A 19,618-nucleotide genomic window follows, 5' to 3' on the forward strand; every position below is an offset into this window, starting at 1 on the left:
TACTGGAAAACTTAGGAAAAATACTTATAAATATTCGTCAGAAATGTCTTACCAAATTCAGAATATTTCCCTATACTTAGTACCAAATGCACTTCGAAACACTAGATGTAGTGTTTGAATACAGCAATACCCTATTGTTTTTTAACGATTTTTTGCCCAAATAACTATATATAAGCAGGAGAAATATGACATATGCCAACCCCCAGGCAGCAGGACACACTGCCGGCACAAATAACCCAGGAATGAATCCTTCAGAAGCTATGAACCAAGCCCCATCTGCTGGCTTTGTAGCTGGTGGAGTAGGTGGCGGCCAAGCCACTCAATTGTCTGATTACAAAATTATTCGCCGCAATGGCTCAGTGGTGGCATTTGAGCCATCCAAAATTGCGATTGCAGTTACAAAAGCATTTTTGGCGGTTAACGGCGGTCAGGGCGCTGCTTCTGCACGTGTTCGTGAGCAAGTGGAGCAATTAACTCACTCAGTAGTGCGCGCCTTATTGCGTAGTCGCCCAAATGGCGGCACTTTCCATATTGAAGATATTCAAGATCAGGTTGAGTTGGCATTGATGCGTAGCGGTGAGCACAACGTTGCTCGTGCCTATGTTCTGTATCGTGAAAAACGTAATCAAGAGCGTGCAACACAACAAGACATTGCTCAGGAAACTCAAACCGCAACTCAAGCCGGTGAGTCTGGTATCAAGGTAACTGACAACGGTGTAGAGAAGTGGTTGGATATGGCTGCCTTGCGCACCATTATTGAGGCAGCGTGTGAAGGTCTCGGCAACAACATTGATGCAAGTCCGATCATCACTGAAACCATCAAGAATTTGTACGATGGTGTGCCGATGGCTCAAGTGTATGACTCTGCAATTTTGGCATCACGCACATTGATCGAAAAAGATCCTGCGTACAGTCAAGTTACAGCACGCATCTTGATGCATGTAATTCGTAAAGAAATCTTAGGTCGCGAAGTTTTACAAGGCGATATGCAAGCTGAGTACAGCACTTATTTTGCCAAGTACATCAACGAGGGTATTTCTGCTGAGCTCTTAGATCCACGCATGCGTGAGTTTGATCTCCCGCGCTTAGCTGCTGCTTTGAATGCCAGCCGCGACTTGCAGTTCAACTACCTCGGTTTGCAAACTTTGTATGACCGCTATTTCTTGCACATTGAAGATCGCCGTATTGAAATGCCACAAGCATTCTTTATGCGCGTTGCGATGGGTTTGTCTTTGAATGAGTTAGATCGTGAGCGTCGTGCTATCGAGTTCTATGAAATCCTCTCTACTTTTGATTTCATGTCCAGCACACCAACCTTGTTTAACTCAGCGACAACACGTCCTCAGTTATCAAGCTGCTACTTAACAACAGTAGATGATGATCTTGACGGTATCTACGAAGCATTAAAAGAGAATGCACTCTTGTCTAAGTTTGCTGGTGGTTTAGGTAACGACTGGACTAATGTTCGCGCCTTGGGCAGTCATATCAAAGGTACTAACGGTAAGTCACAAGGTGTGGTGCCTTTCTTAAAGGTAGTGAACGATACAGCGGTTGCAGTGAATCAAGGTGGTAAGCGTAAAGGTGCAGTTTGTGCGTATTTAGAAACATGGCACTTGGATATTGAAGAGTTCCTCGAGTTGCGCAAAAATACCGGTGATGACCGTCGCCGTACGCACGATATGAATACATCCAACTGGATTCCAGATTTGTTTATGAAGCGCGTGATGGAAGGTGGCGAGTGGACATTATTCTCACCTTCAAATACACCTGACTTGCATGACAAGTTCGGCAAGGCTTTTGAAGAGGCGTATGTTGCCTATGAGAAAAAAGCAGATGCTGGTGAATTGAAGCCATTCCGTCGCATTCCTGCGCAACAATTGTGGCGCAAGATGTTGGGTATGTTGTTTGAAACTGGCCATCCATGGATCACATTTAAAGATCCTTGCAACATTCGTAGCCCACAACAGCACATCGGTGTAGTTCACTCTTCTAACTTGTGTACTGAAATTACTCTGAACACAAACGAAAGTGAAATCGCAGTATGTAACTTAGGTTCTGTGAACTTGACAGCGCATATGACTACCGATGCATCCGGCAAGATGATTTTGGATCACGAGAAGCTTCAGAAAACAATCCGCACTGCAATGCGCATGTTGGACAACGTGATTGATATCAACTACTACGCAGTTGCTAAAGCGCGTAACTCCAACTTGAAGCATCGTCCAGTTGGTATGGGCATCATGGGCTTCCAGGATTGCTTGCATATGCAACGTATTCCTTACGCTAGCGATGAGGCAGTGAAGTTTGCGGATTCATCTATGGAAGCAGTGTGCTACTACGCTTACCAGGCATCTAACGAATTGGCTGAAGAGCGTGGCGTTTACAGCACATACAAAGGCTCATTGTGGGATCGCGGCATTCTTCCGCAAGACTCAGTAGCCTTGTTGGCAGCAGAGCGCGGTGGTTACCTTGAAGTAGATAGTTCTTCCACAATGAATTGGGATGGTTTACGTGCCCGCATCAAGCGGTTCGGTATGCGTAACTCGAACTGTGTAGCGATTGCACCAACTGCAACGATTTCTAACATCATTGGTGTTTCAGCTTGTATCGAGCCGACATTCCAGAACTTATTCGTGAAATCTAACCTCTCAGGTGAATTCACAGTAGTAAATGAGTATTTGGTACGTGATTTGAAAGATCGCGGCCTCTGGGATGAAGTCATGATTGCTGATTTAAAGTACTTTGACGGTACTTTATCCAAGATTGATCGTGTTCCACAAGATTTGCGTGATTTGTACGCTACTGCATTTGAAGTGGAGCCAAGCTGGTTAGTTGAAGCTGCTTCACGTCGTCAGAAGTGGATTGACCAAGCGCAATCACTCAATATTTACATGGGCGGTGCATCAGGCAAGAAATTGGATGACACATACAAGTTGGCTTGGTTGCGTGGCCTGAAAACCACTTACTACCTCCGCACAATGGCTGCAACTCACGTTGAGAAATCAACTGTTGCAAGTGGTCAGTTAAATGCGGTGTCTAGCGGTGGTGGTGTTAATGGTACTGATGCTGCAGCTGCACAAGAGGCAGATGGTCCGGTTTGCACAATGCGCCCAGGTGATGCTGGCTTTGAAGAATGTGAAGCTTGTCAGTAAGTATTTAATTGCTGATTTATAAAAAAAGAATTTAGGAGATTGTTATGTTGAATTGGGAAGAAGAAGTTGCACCGGCACTAGCGAAAGCAGGTCTCGCGCAGCAACCAGTTGTGGCAGAACCGCAGCGCCCACAAGCAGATGAGGTCGCAATTGCCCCTCAAGTAGCCGCACCTGCAGCAACTGCGAGTGCATCTTTATCTGGTGGCGCAGCATTGCGCGTCAACGCTGCTGATAAGCGTGTAATTAATGCCAAGACTGACGTGAATCAGCTGGTTCCATTTAAATATAAGTGGGCTTGGGAAAAGTATCTGGCTGGTTGTGCAAACCATTGGATGCCACAAGAGATCAATATGAATCGCGATATCGCGCTTTGGAAGGATCCGAATGGCTTAACTGAAGATGAGCGCCGCATCATTAAGCGCAATCTCGGCTTCTTTACTACGGCAGATTCTTTAGCAGCAAACAACATTGTTTTGGGTACTTATCGCCACATTACTGCCCCAGAATGCCGTCAATATCTATTGCGCCAGGCATTTGAGGAGGCAATTCATACTCACGCATACCAATATATTGTGGAATCTTTGGGTTTAGACCAGAGCGAAATCTTTAATGCGTACAACGAAATCGAGTCAATTCGCGCTAAAGATGAGTTCTTGATTCCTTATATTGATGTATTGACTAACCCAAATTTCAAAACTGGGACATTAGAAGCTGACCAAACATTGCTGCGATCACTGATCGTTTTTGCTTGCGTGATGGAAGGTTTGTTCTTTTATGTTGGTTTTACGCAAATACTTGCAATGGGTCGTCAAAACAAAATGACGGGTGCTGCTGAGCAGTATCAATACATCCTTCGCGATGAGTCTATGCACTGCAATTTTGGTATTGATTTAATTAATCAAATCAAGCTGGAGAACCCGCAGTTATGGACTTCTGCGTTCAAAGACGAGATCAAATCTATCTTCGAAAAAGCAGTTGAATTAGAGTACCGTTATGCAGAGGATACGATGCCTCGCGGAGTGCTCGGATTGAACGCGCCGATGTTCAAAGGGTACCTAAGATACATCTGTAATCGTAGATGTTTGCAAATAGGACTTGACGCGATGTTCCCAAATGAAGAGAATCCATTCCCATGGATGTCAGAAATGATTGATCTGAAAAAAGAGAGAAACTTTTTTGAGACACGCGTTATTGAGTATCAAACTGGCGGTGCGCTAAGTTGGGAATAAGTAGTTAATTAAAAAGCGCATGGCCGGCTAAATAGGAGATTAGACGGTTGGATAGTTTTAAAAGTCAGCAAAACCAGACTCAAATCCGAAAACCCTTGTCCAAGGGTGCCTGGGCTATTCTCTCTATTTTTTCCAGCAAATTTAAGAAGCCGTTGTCCTTTGGGGCCACGGCTTTTTTTCCAGGATTCATTAGCGTGCAGCACTTAGTATCAAGCCGCGCGCCGATGAATGGCTCGCTCGTCGGCTCCAATCGGTTGCAAAACCAGGCGGAAATGAATGGTCGGGTCTTCTTAATCGGTAGTTTGTACTAATCCTCACGTGAAGGAGCATTACTATGGCAATCGCCAAGAAAAAAGTTGCTGCAAAGAAACCAGCTGCGAAGAAAAAAGTAGCTGCTAAGAAGCCTGCTGCTAAAAAAGTAGCTAAAAAGAAGCCTGCTGCTAAAAAAGCTGCTGCTAAGAAGCCTGCTGCTAAAAAAGTAGCTAAAAAGAAGCCTGCTGCTAAGAAAGTAGCTAAAAAAGCTGCTGCTAAGAAGCCTGCTGCTAAAAAAGTAGCTAAAAAGAAGCCTGCTGCTAAGAAAGTAGCTAAAAAAGCTGCTGCTAAGAAGCCTGCTGCTAAAAAAGCTGCAAAAAAGCGCGTAGCAAAAAAAAAGTAAGTAAGCCTGCTGCGAAGAAAGCGGGTAAAGCTGTAAAAAAGCCCGCGGCTAAAAAAGCTGCCGCTTCAACAACGTTGAATCCTGCTGCTGCTTGGCCCTTCCCAACTGGCACACGCCCATAAGCTCTGCTTGTAGACGTGTGAAGTTCAAAGGGATCTCTAACGAGATCCCTTTTTTATTGCTACTTCCAAGAATTATTGGTTTTAGAGGGCAAATCCAAACGCTGATTTGAATTGAGCTGCGATTTCATCTTTGCTCATTTGGTGATTTTGTGGTCCCTGGTGGGTAATTTTGATTGAACCCATTAGGCTGGCTAAACGGCCAGTGGTTTCCCAGTCCATGCCATTTTCCAATCCAAAGAGTAATCCACCCCGGAATGCATCGCCACAACCAGTCGGATCAACCACTTTTGCTGCTGGCACCGGCGGAATTGCGATGCATTTGCCATCAAAGTAGATATCTGCGCCTTCAGCACCCTTGGTAACAATCAGTGCTTTCACTCTTTCGGCTACTTTTGCCAAGCTCAGACCAGTTCTTTGCGAAAGCATTTCGCCTTCGTAGTCATTCACAGCAAGGTAGCTTGCAATATCTACCAGTTCTAGCAGTTCTGGACCATTGAACATAGGCAAACCCTGGCCCGGATCAAATACAAATGGAATGCCTGCTTCAGCTAGTTGATGGCAGTGTTCCCACATTCCTTGGCGACCATCTGGGGCGACGATGCCGAATTTTGCTGCGCCTTTGGTATTTTTACTACGCTCGGCAACCACGGTAGAAACTTGGTTTAGATGGGATTCACCCATTGCTCCGGGGTGAAAAGCGGTAATTTGATTATTGGCTTGATCGGTAGTGATCATTGCCTGAGCAGTAAATGCTTGTTCAATTTGACGAATGTGCGTTGCATCAATCTTGAGTTGTTTGAGGCGATCAAGATATGGCGCTGCATCACCACCTACTGTTGCCATGATGATGGGGTCGCCACCAAGTAAGCTCAGGTTGTAAGCAATATTGCCTGCACAACCACCGAATTCTCGGCGCATTGTGGGGACTAGGAATGCGACATTCAGGATGTGAATCTGCTCAGGCAGGATTTGATCGGCAAATTTGCCTTCAAAGTTCATGATGGTGTCGTAAGCGATGGAACCGCAGATCAGGCTGGCCATAAATAATTACTTTCTAATAAAAATCAATTGGAATTGGTATGAATTGGAGTTTGTAGTCTATTTTTCAGGATAAAAAATTCTGACGCGATAGCCTGCAGCATTTTGTGGGAGGGAAATCGGTAATGCAGAAGAGAAAATTTCGCCAGAAGGAGCGCCTTGACGCAAAAAATCCTGATGCGACTCTTGCCAAGCAGTCGGCAACCATTCTGGCGGAGTAAATTGAATCGTTTTGATCTCGGATTCTTCTGCATCAGTGAGTGAAATTTCTAAATTTGGGAATAAAACGGGCATTGCAAGACGATTTTGTATTTCAACTTGCAGTACCGATTGATTTAAAACGTTTTTAAGGCCCTCTCGCGCGTTTTCAGGCGAAAGAGTGACTGAAGTTATTTTCCAAGCCGCAAAATTGCTTACAGAGCGATTTACGCACCCTAGTGCACGACACAATTGTTCATCTAACTTCTGTAAAAGAGAAAAACTACTTGTTGCAATCGCAGAAGAGCTGCCATCCACACGTGTTGCTAGCGTTGGCAGTAGAGAATTTCTAGAAAGATGCTCGCCAAAAATAATGAGCAAGAGGAAAAAAAGACCAAGAAGGATTAACTTAGGACTTTTTTTTTGAGCCGGCACTGCAGTGTCTGTGTTTTTAACGGACAAACTCGTTTTATCGCTCTGCGCAGCTAGCATGCCGTGTAAACAGACCCAACCCTCACTTTCTTTCCAAACAGAGAGAGTTAGCCACTGGCTATAGGTTGCAATGACTTCCTCTGCTTGGCGAGCAAGAACACCTGAGAGAACAATTTTCCCCCCTGGACGCATCTTATTTACCAGGGCAGGCGCTAAAACTTGTAGTGGGTTAGCCAAAATATTCGCCATCACGATGTCGTATTTGGTTTCCGCAGCAAGTTCTGGTGCATTTTCATTGGGCAGAACAAAGCGAATGGTCGTATTGTTGATTTCCGCATTGCTACGCGCTGCAACCATGGCTTGTGGATCGATATCGGTACCGACAACTGGTTTGCATCCTAGTTTTGCAGCGGCAATAGCCAGAATTCCAGATCCACAGCCGTAATCGAGCAAGCTTTGATTTGAAAGTTGCGTATTTTGCTCAAGCCAAAGTAGGCAAAGATGTGTGGTTGGATGGCTACCAGTGCCAAATGCCAGACCTGGGTCTACCGCTAGGCAAATTGCATTCGGGTCAGTAGGCGCTTCATGCCAGGAAGGTACTACCCAAATACGCTCACCAATTTGAATTGGGGCAAATTGACTTTGCGTTAAGCGAACCCAGTCTTGCTCTTCAACAATCTTTTCTTGCGGAGCTGGAAGATTGAACCCCACCTCTTTGAGGGATGCGAGGAGCTCAGGGATGAAGTTCGCCGCATCCGAATCATCAATCTCTGGATTAAAGAGTGCAGTTACTGAAGAGCGATCCCAAGCTTGAACTTCAGGTGAGAGTCCTGGCTCGCCATAAAGCGGGTTTTCATCGTAACCACCCGCAGCATCATCTTCAACGGTGACAGAGAGTGCACCCACTTCCAGCAATGCGTCACCCAAAGGCTCGGCAATTTCTGCGGGTACCGTGAAAACGAGTTCACGATAGGACATGCTGACTCCAAATGGGCACGAATTGACCTAAGACTTCGGGTTGCCGCGGCTAGCAGCTTGCTCTTCGAGACGATGCTCTAGATAGTGAATGCTGGTTCCGCCTTCCATGAAGTTCGGATCGAGCATAAGTTCACGATGCAGAGGTACGTTGGTTGTAATGCCATCAATTACCATTTCAGAAAGCGCAATTTGCATACGGCGAATCGCTTGTTCGCGAGTATTGCCGTAAGAAATTAGCTTGCCAATCATTGAATCGTAATTGGATGGCACAACATAACCACTGTATGCATGTGAGTCGACACGAATTCCAGGGCCGCCCGGCATGTGGAATGAACCAATTTTGCCTGGGCTTGGTGTGAACTTAAATGGATCTTCCGCATTCAGACGACATTCAATGGCGTGACCACGGAAAACAATGTCTTTCTGGCGATAACTGAGTTTTAAGCCTGCAGCAATTCGAATTTGTTCTTGAACAATATCAACGCCAGTAATCATTTCAGTGACTGGGTGCTCTACTTGAACGCGGGTATTCATCTCAATAAAGAAGAATTCACCATCTTCATACAAGAATTCGAAAGTACCGGCGCCGCGGTAACCAATTTTTCTACAGGCTTCTGCACAGCGTTCACCAATCTTTGCAATCAAGCGACGATCAATGCCTGGTGCTGGAGCTTCTTCAATCACTTTTTGGTGGCGACGTTGCATTGAGCAATCACGCTCGCCTAACCAAATAGCATTGCCATGGGTATCTGCCAAAATTTGAATCTCTACGTGGCGAGGCTTCTCTAAAAACTTCTCCATATAGACTTCTGGGTTACCAAAAGCGCGACCAGCTTCTTCTTTGGTCATGTTGACAGCGTTTATTAATGCGGCTTCGGTATGTACTACGCGCATGCCGCGACCGCCACCACCACCTGCAGCTTTGATGATGACCGGATACCCCACCTTTTTTGCTGTAGCAATAATTTCTTTTGGATTGTCAGGCAACGCGCCTTCAGATCCAGGAACGCAAGGAACGCCCGCTTTGATCATGGCGCGCTTAGCTGAAACCTTATCGCCCATCAGGCGAATTGAAGCCGCAGTTGGACCAATGAATGCAAAGCCCGACTTCTCAACACGTTCAGCAAAGTCAGCATTCTCAGAGAGAAAGCCATAGCCTGGGTGAATCGCTTCAGCATCTGTTACTTCCGCAGCTGAAATGATGGCGGGCATATTGAGGTAGCTTAGTGGTGAGGGGGCAGGCCCGATGCAGACGGCCTCGTCTGCAAGCTTCACATACTTGGCTTCTTTATCTGCAGTTGAAAACACCACCACAGTTTTAATTCCCAACTCGCGACATGCGCGTTGGATACGGAGAGCAATTTCTCCGCGATTGGCAATCAGAATCTTATCGAACATGTCGGCTCTGAGTTAAGTAACAGTGGATTGGAATAGATCTAAAGGGGATCTATTAAGCGATGATGAATAGCGGCTGATCAAACTCAACACCTTGGCCGTTTTCACACAGAATTTGCTTGATGACACCGGCTTGCTCGGATTCGATCTCATTGAGAAGTTTCATCGCTTCAATAATGCACAGCGTTTGACCAACTTTAACTGTATCGCCGACTTTGACAAAGTCTGGAGACTCAGGATTTGGTGCGCGATAGAAAGTTCCCACCATTGGTGAGCGAGCTATAAAGCCAGTTTCAGCAGGCGCTTCTTCGGCAGCTGGTGCAGCAACAGCTTGCGCAGCTGCAGGAGCGGCTTGCATTGCCTGAACCGGTGCTGGATTGGCGTAAACCACTTGACCGGCAGGAGCTGGAGATCCGGCATTCACAATGCGAACACGATCTTCACCTTCATTCACTTCTAATTCAGAAATTCCTGATTCAGAAACGAGGTCGATTAGGGTTTTTAGTTTTCTCAAGTCCATGGAAAGGCTTCCTCTCTTGTAATTCTTAATTAATCTTTATTTTTGTAAACGTGCAATTGCTGCTTGTAAGGCTAATTCGTATCCAATCGCCCCTAGCCCGCAGATCACGCCAGTGGCGATATCTGATAGATAGGAATGTTTACGGAATTCTTCACGCTGATGAATATTGGATAGGTGCACTTCCGTGAATGGAATGGCAACCCCAGCCAATGCATCACGCAAGGCAACGCTAGTATGGGTAAAGGCACCTGGATTGATGATGATGAAGTCCACCCCATCTTGTTTGGCCTTTTGAACTCGGTCAATCAGCTCGCCTTCATGATTGCTTTGGAGGGTGGATAAATTGACTGAGTGCGACTTGGCGATTACGCCAAGCTTTGTATGAATATCTTCTAGGGTAGTTTTACCGTAAACCTCTGGCTCACGGGTGCCCAACAGATTGAGGTTGGGGCCTTGGATAACGAGAATTGAAGTATTTTTCGACATAAATCGATATTTTTAGAGGCAGTTAAGTTTAATTACGTTAATAAAGCATTTCTCTAAAACTGCTTACTTCATGAAGAATCCTCTTCACCAAGTACAGGGAAAGTATACCCCCAGACTCTGGGGACAAGTCTAAAAAATGGGGGATAAATTAGCTATTTTTTATGATTTTAAGAGCAGATATTGCAAAATTCAGGTGAGAAATGCCACATTCTTGCCTGAATGACCACTAGCGAATAGTTCTTAAAAATCCTTATAAAGCTGATTTAATGGCTTTTCTAAGCTCTTCTTCGCTTATCTTTCCTAATTTACTGCTAGTCGACTTACCTTGAGCATTAATGATGATGGTGTAGGGAAGAGCTCCTTGGCTGTTCCCCATTTGCTTGGATAGATTACTGCCTTCTAGTCCGCCAATCACGATGGGATAGGAAACTGGGGTTTTTTCAAGGAATTCGCGAATATTAGAGGGTGAATCAATACCGATGCCGACAAATAAGACATTTTTAGTCTTAAACTCCGCTTGTAATTTGTCTAAAGTCGGCATTTCTTCGACACAAGGGGGGCACCAAGAGGCCCAAAAGTTCACTACCAGGACTTTTCCTCGCCATTGCTCGGTATCGGCTGGTTTTCCATCGGGCGTTTGCCATGGGTTGGCAAAAAAGGCTTTGATAGCGGGATCACTTGCAAGACCCGTTTTGTAAATCCATTGCGAAGTCAGGACTCCAGCAAGGAGCGCTGCGAGACTAATCACGATGATGCTAATCCACTGTCTTCGGTTCATTGCTACTCCTTAGCTAAAATTCCCCAATGCATATTCATATCTTGGGCATTTGCGGTACTTTCATGGGCGGCATTGCCGCAATCGCTCGGCAGGCCGGACATCGCGTAACTGGCTGTGATGCCAACGTGTATCCACCAATGAGCACTCAGCTTGAGGCGCAGGGCATTGAGCTCATCGAGGGATTCTCGCCCGACCAATTATTACAGTTTGAGACGATGCCGGATTTATTTGTAATCGGCAATGTCGTTTCTCGTGGCAATCCGCTGATGGAGGCCATTCTCAATCAAGGCCTTCCTTACACATCTGGACCACAGTGGCTGGGCGAACAAGTTCTGTTTGGTCGACATGTCTTGGCTGTTGCTGGTACTCACGGCAAAACAACTACTTCTGCAATGTTGGCTTGGATTTTGGAATTCAATGATTACAAGCCGGGCTACTTAATTGGTGGAGTGCCATTGAATTTCACGGTATCGGCTCGCTTAGGTGAGAGTAAATACTTTGTGATCGAAGCAGATGAATATGACACAGCGTTTTTTGATAAACGTAGTAAGTTTGTTCACTATCGTCCGCGTACTGCTTTGTTAAATAATCTCGAGTTTGATCACGCCGATATCTTTGCTGATCTTGCCGCAATCGAAACACAGTTTCATCATTTGGTGCGCACGGTGCCGGGCAACGGTCTGGTTGTAGTTAATGGCGAAGAGCCTGCCTTAGAGAGAGTCATCGTACGAGGTGCTTGGGCGCCTGTTGAAAAGTTTGGCCAAGATAAAAATAATGCCTGGTCTTTAATTTCTCAAGCGGCGGATGGCTTTATTGTTTTGCATGATGGCAAAGAGGTTGCAACAGTTGCCTGGGCTCCAGACTCCGGCGTCATGGGCCGACACAATCAGCTCAATGCATTAGCGGCGATTGCCTCAGCTAATCACATTGGCATTTCACCGACCGATGCAGCGCGTGCACTTGCTGAGTTTAAGAATGTGAAGCGTCGTTTAGAAACGATTGGTGTAGCAAATGAGGTAACGGTCTACGATGATTTTGCACACCATCCCACAGCAATTATTACCACTGTAGATGGCTTGCGTCGCCGTGTAGGGCAGTCTCGAATTTTGGCAGTCTTGGAGCCGCGTTCCAATACGATGAAACTCGGAGTAATGAAGGCGCAACTACCCAATAGCCTAGAGGCAGCCGATAAGATTTTTGCTTATGGCGCTAGTGCCGGTAAAGATTCTTTAGGTTGGGATTTAAACGAAGTTTTAGCCCCATTAAATGCAAAGAGTGGCAATCGTGCCGCAGCCTTTGATGATCTGTCCGCTTTGGTCAAGGCTGTTGCAAATGAAGCAAAGCCTGGCGATCACATTTTGGTGATGAGTAATGGCGGTTTTGGTGGCGTGCATCAAAAAATATTGACCGCAATACAAGAGAAAGCAAAGTAATGAGTATGAGACTAAAAGACAAAGTAGCCATCATTACTGGGGCCGCAAAAGGTATTGGCTTCGCAACGGCAAAGCGCTTTGCGCAAGAGGGTGCGAAAGTCATGATTGCGGATGTGAATCCTGAGGCGGTGAAAGCTGCGGTTGATCTCATTCCAGGCTCAGAAGCCTATGTCATGAATGTGACTGATCGCGCGAGCATTGAAGCGGCTGTTGATCAAATCATGCAGCGTCACGGGCGCATTGATATCTTGATTAACAATGCTGGCATCACACAAGATGCACGCTTGGTCAAAATGACGGAAGCGCAATTTGATACGGTGATTGATGTCAATTTAAAGGGTGTATTCAACTGCACGCAGTTGGTAGTGCCACATATGTTGGAGGCGGGCAAAGGTGCCGTCGTGAATGCTTCAAGCGTTGTTGGTATCTATGGAAATTTTGGTCAGACAAATTATTCCGCCACGAAATTTGGCGTCATTGGCTTTACTAAAACTTGGGCGCGTGAATTGGGTGCAAAAGGTATTCGGGTAAATGCAGTGTGCCCAGGCTTTATTGCTACTGAGATGGTCAAAGCCATGCCAGAAAACATTCTGAAAGATATTGAAAGACGCAGCTGGCTTGGTCGATTAGGTACTCCAGAAGAAATGGCGAACGTGTATTTATTCTTAGCGAGCGATGAAGCCAGTTATGTCAATGGCGTAGCACTTGAGGCCAGCGGCGGGATTTCTCTCTAAGCATGCATCTTTTATATGAAGAGGGTGGCGACATCAAGGTCGCCACAGTCCAGTCTGCCTCGGGCGCTGGAGATGCTGAATCTTGGCAGGCGACGAGCCTGTCCGGGAAAAAGATCAAACTCAAGGCCAAAGAAGTTTGGCTACGTTTTGAAAAGCCAGAACCGCAAGCCTTAATGGATGAGGCAAATACTTTATCTAAAGAGATTGATCTGCAGTTCTTATGGGACTGTGCGCCTGATGAAGAATTTGGTTTGGTGGATGTTGCTCAAGAATACTTTGGCGCACAAGCCAGCATCCCGCAACAGACGGCATTAGCAATTGCCTTACAAGGTGCGCCGGTATTTTTCCGTCGCAAAGGGCGCGGACGTTTTCAAAGAGCGCCGCTAGAACAGTTGCAGGCTGGTCTAGCTGCACTCGAGCGCAAGCAAAAAGAATTAGAGCAGCAGGCTGCGTGGCAAAAGGAGTTGGTATCGGGCATATTTCCAGAAACTCTCCAGTCTCAAGCAAATCAACTCCTATTTTCTCCGGATAAAAATACCTCAGCCTACAAGGCACTGATTGCAGCGTGCACCGAATCAGGAGAATCGCCTGCCCAATTGATGATCCGCTGTGGTGCGATTGATTCGCCTTTGCAATATCACCAAGGGATGTTCTTAAAAGCCCATTTCCCTCGGGGTGCTGAACACGACCATAGTTTGGTGGTTGAGCAAGCTGCATTAGATGCCGCTATTTCAGAGTTACCGTTAGCTGAGGTGACTGCTTTCTCGATTGATGATTCAGGTACTACTGAGATTGACGATGCTTTATCGGTTACTGCGCTTGAGGGTGGCGGGCATCGTATTGGCATTCATATCGCGGCGCCTGGTTTGGTGATCGCTAAGGATGACGCTTTAGATAAGGTCGCACGCACGCGTATGTCTACGGTGTATTTCCCTGGCGACAAGATCACGATGTTGCCCGATACAGTGATTTCGCAGTTCTCGTTGGATGAGGGCGCCGCTCGCCCGGCTTTATCGATTTATGTAGACATCGATGCAGCTGGAGTCGTAGATAAAGAGACGCTGCAGTTACGTGCCGAGATGGTTCCTATGGGGGCAAATCTGCGCTTAGAGAATTTGGAGCATCTAGTAACGGAAGAAAGTTTGGCCGATGAATCGTCTAACTATCCGTATCGTCAAGAGCTCAGTGTGTTGTGGGCTGCGGCAAAGCTATTACATGCAGGGCGCCAGGAGCAGCGTGTAGCCAACGGATTGCGTGCTGAGCAATTGGGTGTCTTGGATCCCAACGCCTTAGCGAGAGACTTTCATTTTCAAATCAAAGAAGTGGATGGTTCAGCGCGGGTAGACATTACTCCGCGCCAACGCGGTTCGATCCTAGATACCATCGTTGCTGAGTGGATGATTTATTGCAACAGTGCTTCAGGACGTTTGTTGGCAGATCATGGGATACCTGGTTTGTTCCGTACTCAAAAGGGCTGGGGCCCTTTGCGAACACGTATGCAGACGACACCTGGCCCTCATGAGGGATTGGGTTTGGAGTATTACGCATGGTGTACATCGCCATTGCGCCGCTATTCAGATTTAGTGAATCAGTGGCAGTTGATTGCGATAGCTAAGCATGGCATCACTGCTAAGATGGTGGCGCCATTCCCACCAAGAGACGCTGCCCTGATGGGAATTGCTGCAGACTTTGAAGCTTGCTACTCAGCCTATGGTGAATACCAGGACCGCCTTGAAAAATATTGGTGTCTGCGCTGGGTTTCTCAAGATGAAGTGCCTAAGCAAGTCTTTGTGAGACACCTCAAAGAAGGTATGTCGCGTGTTGAGCCGGTGCCCTTACATTTGCCGGTTCCAGAGTTGGCCACGCACCCTCGTTTGACTCGGGCTGAAGTGAGTATTGCTGATGTAGATCTCCTGCAGCTCACTGCGGGAGTGCGAGTGCTTCATATCGAAACACCAGAAGTGCCAGAGAGTGATGCAAGTCCCGCCTAAGCTGACTCAGCTAGTTGCTCGTTTAGATGGTAGTTGGCGCCGCTACCCATTTGGCTATGCGCTGGGCCTCTCGATTTTGGCTCACCTGATCTTTTTGTCGTTTCGCTGGGGTATTGGTGAAATAGAAAATCGTCGTTTAAATACGCCACTCAGCGTTGTCTTGGTCAACGCTAGCAATCAGGTAGCACCCAAGCAGGCGAATAAATTGGCTCAGGCAGATTTGCATGGAGGCGGCAACACTTCCAATCAAGATGCAAGCGCATTACATCGTGCAAGGCTTGGTGCGGATGCTCGCCTCGAAGTCTTAGAGAAACAACAAAAACAAATGCTGGCCAAGCTTGAAGCAGATCGGGCGCTAGCAGGTGGCCGTAAAAGTGGTGATGAGAAAAAAGCCACGTCGCAGCTGAATTCCTTAGAGGCTGAATTAGCAAAGCGTTTGCAGGTTAATGGGCGCGAGCCTCGTCGTAAGGTCTTGACTGGAGCAAGTACTAAAGCGGTTGTATTTGCGCAGTATTACGACGCCATGCGTCAAAAGATTGAGGCTTATGGAAGTGCATTTTTTCCACGTGCTAATGGTCGACCTTTATATGGCAGCTTGGTGATTGTGGTGAGTGTCGATGCCCAGGGGCGGATTGCTAACAATGCCCAAGGTAAAGATGGCTTAAGTATTGGGCGCAGTTCTGGCAATCCTGAGTTAGATCGACAGGCCTTAGCGATTGTTCGTGCTTCTGCTCCCTTTGGAGTTTTCCCTGTGGAAATGCGCAATCAGATTGACATCCTGGATTGGGTATCGACTTTTGATTTCACGAGAGATGGATCTGATCGCTTAGATCTACGTCCTTAATTAGTAGTCATCACTCAATTTCGCTTATCCTGTAGTCACTATGAGTCAAGCTACTTCCGCTGAATTACATACAGATCCCACCCAATTTCCTGGTGTGGATGTCTATGCGGTCGCCGGTAATCCGATCTCACACAGTAGATCGCCCGCTATTCACAAACGATTTGCTGAGCAGTCAAATCAAAAAATGCATTACGGACGTTTGCAGCCCGCACTTGATCAATTCAAAACCGCTGCGCAAGCCTTCTTTGCTGCTGGCGGTAAAGGTATGAATGTCACTGTTCCATTTAAGTTAGACGCCCAGGCACTTGCAGATATATTAACGCCGCGTGCGCAGCTCGCTGGTGCTGTAAATACTTTGCGAATTGAAGATGGAAAAATCTTTGGTGACAACACCGATGGCGCTGGTTTAGTTAGAGACCTATTAGCACAGGGTATCCAGATTAAGGGCTCCCGAATTCTATTATTGGGAGCGGGTGGTGCGTCGCGCGGAGTGCTGGGCCCATTGCTAGAGCAGTCGCCGAAAGAATTAATGATTGCCAATCGATCCAATGCCAAGGCTGATGAATTGGTTCACTTGTTTGCTAGCTTGGCGAGCTCACTAGGTATTGCACTACAAGCGGTTTCTTTAAGTGATCTTGAAGATGCTAGTAAGACTGCATCTCCTTTTGATCTTATTATTAATGCCACTGCTGCCGGCCTATCCGATGCATCACCGATTAGCGATGTGGCAGCAAGCAATATTTTTACTCCAAAATCTTTCGCCTACGACATGGTCTACGGCAAGGTCACCGCCTTTATGCAACAAGCATTACATCGCGGCGCACGGGTAAGTGATGGCCTGGGTATGCTGGTAGAGCAGGCTGCTGATGCCTTCTTAATTTGGCGTGGCGACTCGCTTGCTGATGCGATTGATCCTCGCGCCGTATTGGCAGAACTTCGTACTTCCTAGTTTCTAGCTGAGCTTCGATGCGCTGGCTTTCTTACCTTCTGAAATGTTTACTTGCTGGCTTTGTTGCCATGCAAATGTATTTTGTAATTCAGATTGGCTTGTGGGCAGCGCTGGATCCCAGTAGCACTGCATTTCAGAGGGCTGAGCGTTGGCGGCTTTGTGGCTTGTCTTGGTCTTGCCCGGTACAGTCCTCTTGGGTTCCTTACGACAAAATCTCGGCTAATCTCAAGCGTGCGGTCTTGGTGAGTGAAGATGACATCTTCTTTCAGCATGTGGGCGTTCGAGTAGAGGATATGCAAAAGGCATGGGCTAAAAATTCACAGCTCAATCAACAAGGCGGCAAAACCAAAACCGCTTTACGTGGTGGCTCCACAATTACACAGCAACTAGCGAAGAATCTTTTTCTCTCTTCTGAGCAAAATTATTTTCGCAAAGCGCAGGAGCTGATTATTACGGGCCTACTTGAGGTCATGCTATCTAAGCAGAGGTTGTTCGAGATTTATCTAAATTCAGTAGAGTGGGGTGAGGGTATCTTTGGAATTGGTGCTGCCTCTCAACATTACCATGGAATAAAGCCAGCATCACTTGATCGCGAGCAGGCAGCAGCCTTAGCCTCTGCATTGCCAGCACCAAAGTGTTTCGACAAGGCACAGTATTGCCGCAAGGCCAATATTCATTTCCCCACAAGGCAAAACTTTATTTTGGAAAATATGGATAGAGTGGCTTTAACGCCCACTCCAAAACAAAAGGCGCGATAGGTCTGCTGTAACTCGACCCAATTCCTTTTTTATTTACTAGCTGCAGCTCTTAATGCATCTCTCGTAGTGATAGCTACTTTTCTGGCTGCCTCAGCAAAATCATTTCCTGAGCTCGCATACAAGATTGCCCTAGAAGAGTTAATCATCATGCCAGTACCTGGTTTATTCGGGATGCCGCCAGCCTTCACGGTGGCATCGATGTCGCCGCCTTGAGCACCAATACCAGGGATGAGCAAAGGCATCTCGCCCACAATCGCTCTTACCTTAGCAATTTCTTCGGGGAAGGTTGCGCCAACTACGAGGCTGATTTGACCGGAGGTATTCCATTTCTGTGCAGCCAGCTTGGCAACATGCAGGTAAAGCGGTTCACCATTGGGAGCCACATTTAAGAACTGAAGGTCAGAGCCCCCTGGATTTGAGGTGCGACATAAAACAATCACACCCTTGCCAGCGTGCTTTAGGTAAGGCTCGATCGTGTCAAAGCCCATGTAAGGGTTCACTGTCACCGCATCCGCGCCATAACGTTCAAAAGCCTCTAAGGCATAGTGGTCAGCAGTGCTGCCGATATCACCGCGTTTGGAATCGAGGATGACGGGGATATGGGGATATTTATCTTTAAGGTATCGAGTCAGCTTTTCTAGTTGGGCTTCAGCTCTTTGGGAGGCGAAGTAGGCGAACTGGGGCTTAAAGGAGCAGACGGTATCCGCAGTGGCATCAGCGATCTCGCGGCAGAACTCAAAAATCCCCTCAGGCTTACTCTGGAATACGGCGGGCAAGCGCTTGGGATCTGGATCAAAGCCCACACACAACATACTGCCTTGGGAAGCCCATGCGGACTGGAGTTGTTGGGTAAAGGTATTTGGGCTAGAGTTCATTGGGATTAAGCTTATTTTAGTGAAACTGTCATGAGCTATAGGATAAACTAGCGACCATTCCTTAGGAGTTCACCATGATCAACTTGTTCGTCCTGCAAAATGGCCGCCTCTCTCAAGAGCAAGTGGAAGATCGCAATGAATTGTTGCAATACTCCAACCCTATCTGGATCGACGTTGTAGACCCTGAAGAGGAAGAGCTCCTATGGATTAAAGAGGCTTTTGGCGTTCTTTTGCCTGAATTAGATGATTTGGGTGACTTAGAAGCTTCTGCGCGTTATTTCGAGGCAGATGACGGCCACCTCCATATTCGCACTGATTTCTTGTTGGATGAAGAAGAAACTTCTCGCAACGTGCGAGTCGCCTTCGTAATGACCAAGCAAGTTTTGTTCTCTATTCATGATGAAGATTTACCAGTGTTCCGTTTGGTTCGCTTGCGTGCCCGTTTGCGCCCAGGATCAGTAAGTAATGCAAAAGACGTTTTACTCGACTTGTACTCCACTGATGCGGAGTATTCCGCCGATGCTTTGGAAGAGGTTTATGAAAACCTCGAGCAAGCAGGTAAGCGCGTTCTGCAAGACGACATTACTGATAACGATGCAGAAGAAGTGCTCGAAACAATTGCTAAGGAAGAAGATACCAACGGACGTATTCGTCGCAATGTGATGGATACCCGCCGTGCATTGTCTTTCTTAATGCGTAGCAAATTATTGTCTGACGAGCAGCAAGAAGAAGCGCGTCAGATTTTGAGAGACATTGATTCACTAGAAAACCATACCGCGTTCTTGTTCGACAAGATTAACTTCTTGATGGATGCGACAGTCGGTTTTATTAATTTGAACCAAAGTAAGATCATCAAGATCTTCTCGGTGGTATCAGTTGCCTTAATGCCGCCTACTTTATTGGCTAGTGTGTGGGGCATGAACTTCCGCTACATGCCTGAGCTAGAACAGACTTGGGGTTATCCAGTTGCCATTATTTCTATGGTGATTTCAGCGATGATTCCATTGGGATACTTCCGCCACAAGGGCTGGCTAAGCTCACGCTAATTCTG

Annotated in this window: 17 protein-coding genes and 1 pseudogene; 10 read left to right on the top strand and 8 right to left on the bottom strand. The window is 46.7% G+C overall.

Features of this window, described 5'->3' with window-relative positions:
* Positions 1–185 precede the first annotated feature (185 nt).
* The 3 genes from ICN25_RS02625 (at position 186) to ICN25_RS02635 (ending at position 5,036) form a co-directional block, all read left to right on the top strand.
* Complete coding sequence (locus tag ICN25_RS02625) at positions 186–3,152, top strand: ribonucleoside-diphosphate reductase subunit alpha (protein WP_216178856.1); 2,967 nt, start codon at positions 186–188, stop codon at positions 3,150–3,152.
* 44 nt (positions 3,153–3,196) lie between these two features.
* On the top strand, positions 3,197–4,381 hold the full coding sequence (locus ICN25_RS02630; protein ID WP_216178857.1) for a ribonucleotide-diphosphate reductase subunit beta: 1,185 nt from the start codon (positions 3,197–3,199) through the stop codon (positions 4,379–4,381).
* A gap of 334 nt (positions 4,382–4,715) precedes the next feature.
* Positions 4,716–5,036, top strand: a complete 321-nt coding sequence (locus ICN25_RS02635; protein ID WP_216178858.1) for a histone H1-like repetitive region-containing protein — start codon at positions 4,716–4,718, stop codon at positions 5,034–5,036.
* Between the two features lie 203 nt (positions 5,037–5,239).
* Here ICN25_RS02635 and ICN25_RS02640 read toward each other — a convergent pair whose 3' ends face one another.
* The 7 genes and pseudogenes from ICN25_RS02640 to ICN25_RS02665 form a co-directional block, all read right to left on the bottom strand.
* Positions 5,240–6,199, bottom strand: a complete 960-nt coding sequence (locus ICN25_RS02640; RefSeq protein ID WP_216178859.1) for a carbohydrate kinase family protein — start codon at positions 6,197–6,199, stop codon at positions 5,240–5,242.
* 57 nt (positions 6,200–6,256) lie between these two features.
* Entirely contained in the window at positions 6,257–6,886 is a 630-nt protein-coding gene (locus ICN25_RS09925) for a DUF3426 domain-containing protein (RefSeq protein WP_255536683.1), read from the bottom strand.
* A pseudogene (prmA, locus tag ICN25_RS09930) lies at positions 6,887–7,804 on the bottom strand (50S ribosomal protein L11 methyltransferase); the annotation flags it as partial.
* 27 nt (positions 7,805–7,831) lie between these two features.
* Positions 7,832–9,202, bottom strand: coding sequence for an acetyl-CoA carboxylase biotin carboxylase subunit (gene accC / locus ICN25_RS02650; RefSeq protein WP_216178861.1), 1,371 nt, complete (start codon positions 9,200–9,202; stop codon positions 7,832–7,834).
* A gap of 52 nt (positions 9,203–9,254) precedes the next feature.
* Positions 9,255–9,719, bottom strand: coding sequence for an acetyl-CoA carboxylase biotin carboxyl carrier protein (gene accB, locus ICN25_RS02655; protein ID WP_216178862.1), 465 nt, complete (start codon positions 9,717–9,719; stop codon positions 9,255–9,257).
* A 36-nt stretch (positions 9,720–9,755) separates the two neighbouring features.
* Positions 9,756–10,205: a type II 3-dehydroquinate dehydratase gene (gene aroQ / locus ICN25_RS02660; protein WP_216178863.1), complete on the bottom strand. Its 450-nt coding sequence runs from the start codon at positions 10,203–10,205 to the stop codon at positions 9,756–9,758.
* Between the two features lie 250 nt (positions 10,206–10,455).
* Positions 10,456–10,983 carry a TlpA disulfide reductase family protein gene (locus tag ICN25_RS02665; RefSeq protein ID WP_216178864.1) on the bottom strand — a complete coding sequence of 176 codons (528 nt, stop codon included), beginning with the start codon at positions 10,981–10,983 and terminating at the stop codon, positions 10,456–10,458.
* Between the two features lie 26 nt (positions 10,984–11,009).
* On the opposite strand from ICN25_RS02665, the gene mpl reads away from it, so the two are divergent.
* From mpl to mtgA, 6 genes are read left to right on the top strand one after another with little or no spacing between them, the layout of a single operon-like run.
* Positions 11,010–12,416 carry a UDP-N-acetylmuramate:L-alanyl-gamma-D-glutamyl-meso-diaminopimelate ligase gene (mpl, locus tag ICN25_RS02670; protein ID WP_216178865.1) on the top strand — a complete coding sequence of 469 codons (1,407 nt, stop codon included), beginning with the start codon at positions 11,010–11,012 and terminating at the stop codon, positions 12,414–12,416.
* 5 nt (positions 12,417–12,421) lie between these two features.
* The gene (fabG, locus tag ICN25_RS02675) at positions 12,422–13,150 is read left to right on the top strand and encodes a 3-oxoacyl-ACP reductase FabG (protein ID WP_216179542.1); all 729 of its coding nucleotides are present in this window, start codon (positions 12,422–12,424) and stop codon (positions 13,148–13,150) included.
* Positions 13,151–13,152: 2 nt separating this feature from the next.
* Complete coding sequence (locus tag ICN25_RS02680) at positions 13,153–15,141, top strand: ribonuclease catalytic domain-containing protein (RefSeq protein ID WP_216178866.1); 1,989 nt, start codon at positions 13,153–13,155, stop codon at positions 15,139–15,141.
* Positions 15,125–15,985: an energy transducer TonB gene (locus ICN25_RS02685; protein ID WP_216178867.1), complete on the top strand. Its 861-nt coding sequence runs from the start codon at positions 15,125–15,127 to the stop codon at positions 15,983–15,985. The genes ICN25_RS02680 and ICN25_RS02685 overlap by 17 nt, the downstream gene beginning before the upstream one ends.
* A 40-nt stretch (positions 15,986–16,025) precedes the next feature.
* On the top strand, positions 16,026–16,934 hold the full coding sequence (aroE, locus tag ICN25_RS02690) for a shikimate dehydrogenase (RefSeq protein WP_216178868.1): 909 nt from the start codon (positions 16,026–16,028) through the stop codon (positions 16,932–16,934).
* 17 nt (positions 16,935–16,951) lie between these two features.
* The gene (mtgA, locus tag ICN25_RS02695) at positions 16,952–17,692 is read left to right on the top strand and encodes a monofunctional biosynthetic peptidoglycan transglycosylase (RefSeq protein ID WP_216178869.1); all 741 of its coding nucleotides are present in this window, start codon (positions 16,952–16,954) and stop codon (positions 17,690–17,692) included.
* 29 nt (positions 17,693–17,721) lie between these two features.
* On the opposite strand, the gene pyrF is transcribed toward mtgA, so the two are convergent.
* The gene (pyrF, locus tag ICN25_RS02700) at positions 17,722–18,567 is read right to left on the bottom strand and encodes an orotidine-5'-phosphate decarboxylase (protein WP_216178870.1); all 846 of its coding nucleotides are present in this window, start codon (positions 18,565–18,567) and stop codon (positions 17,722–17,724) included.
* A gap of 74 nt (positions 18,568–18,641) precedes the next feature.
* Here pyrF and corA point away from each other — a divergent pair, with 74 nt between their 5' ends.
* Complete coding sequence (gene corA / locus ICN25_RS02705; RefSeq protein WP_015420400.1) at positions 18,642–19,613, top strand: magnesium/cobalt transporter CorA; 972 nt, start codon at positions 18,642–18,644, stop codon at positions 19,611–19,613.
* Positions 19,614–19,618 lie beyond the last annotated feature (5 nt).

It is taken from the genome of Polynucleobacter sp. 80A-SIGWE (assembly GCF_018882295.1).
In the GTDB taxonomy this organism is placed as follows: Bacteria; Pseudomonadota; Gammaproteobacteria; order Burkholderiales; family Burkholderiaceae; genus Polynucleobacter.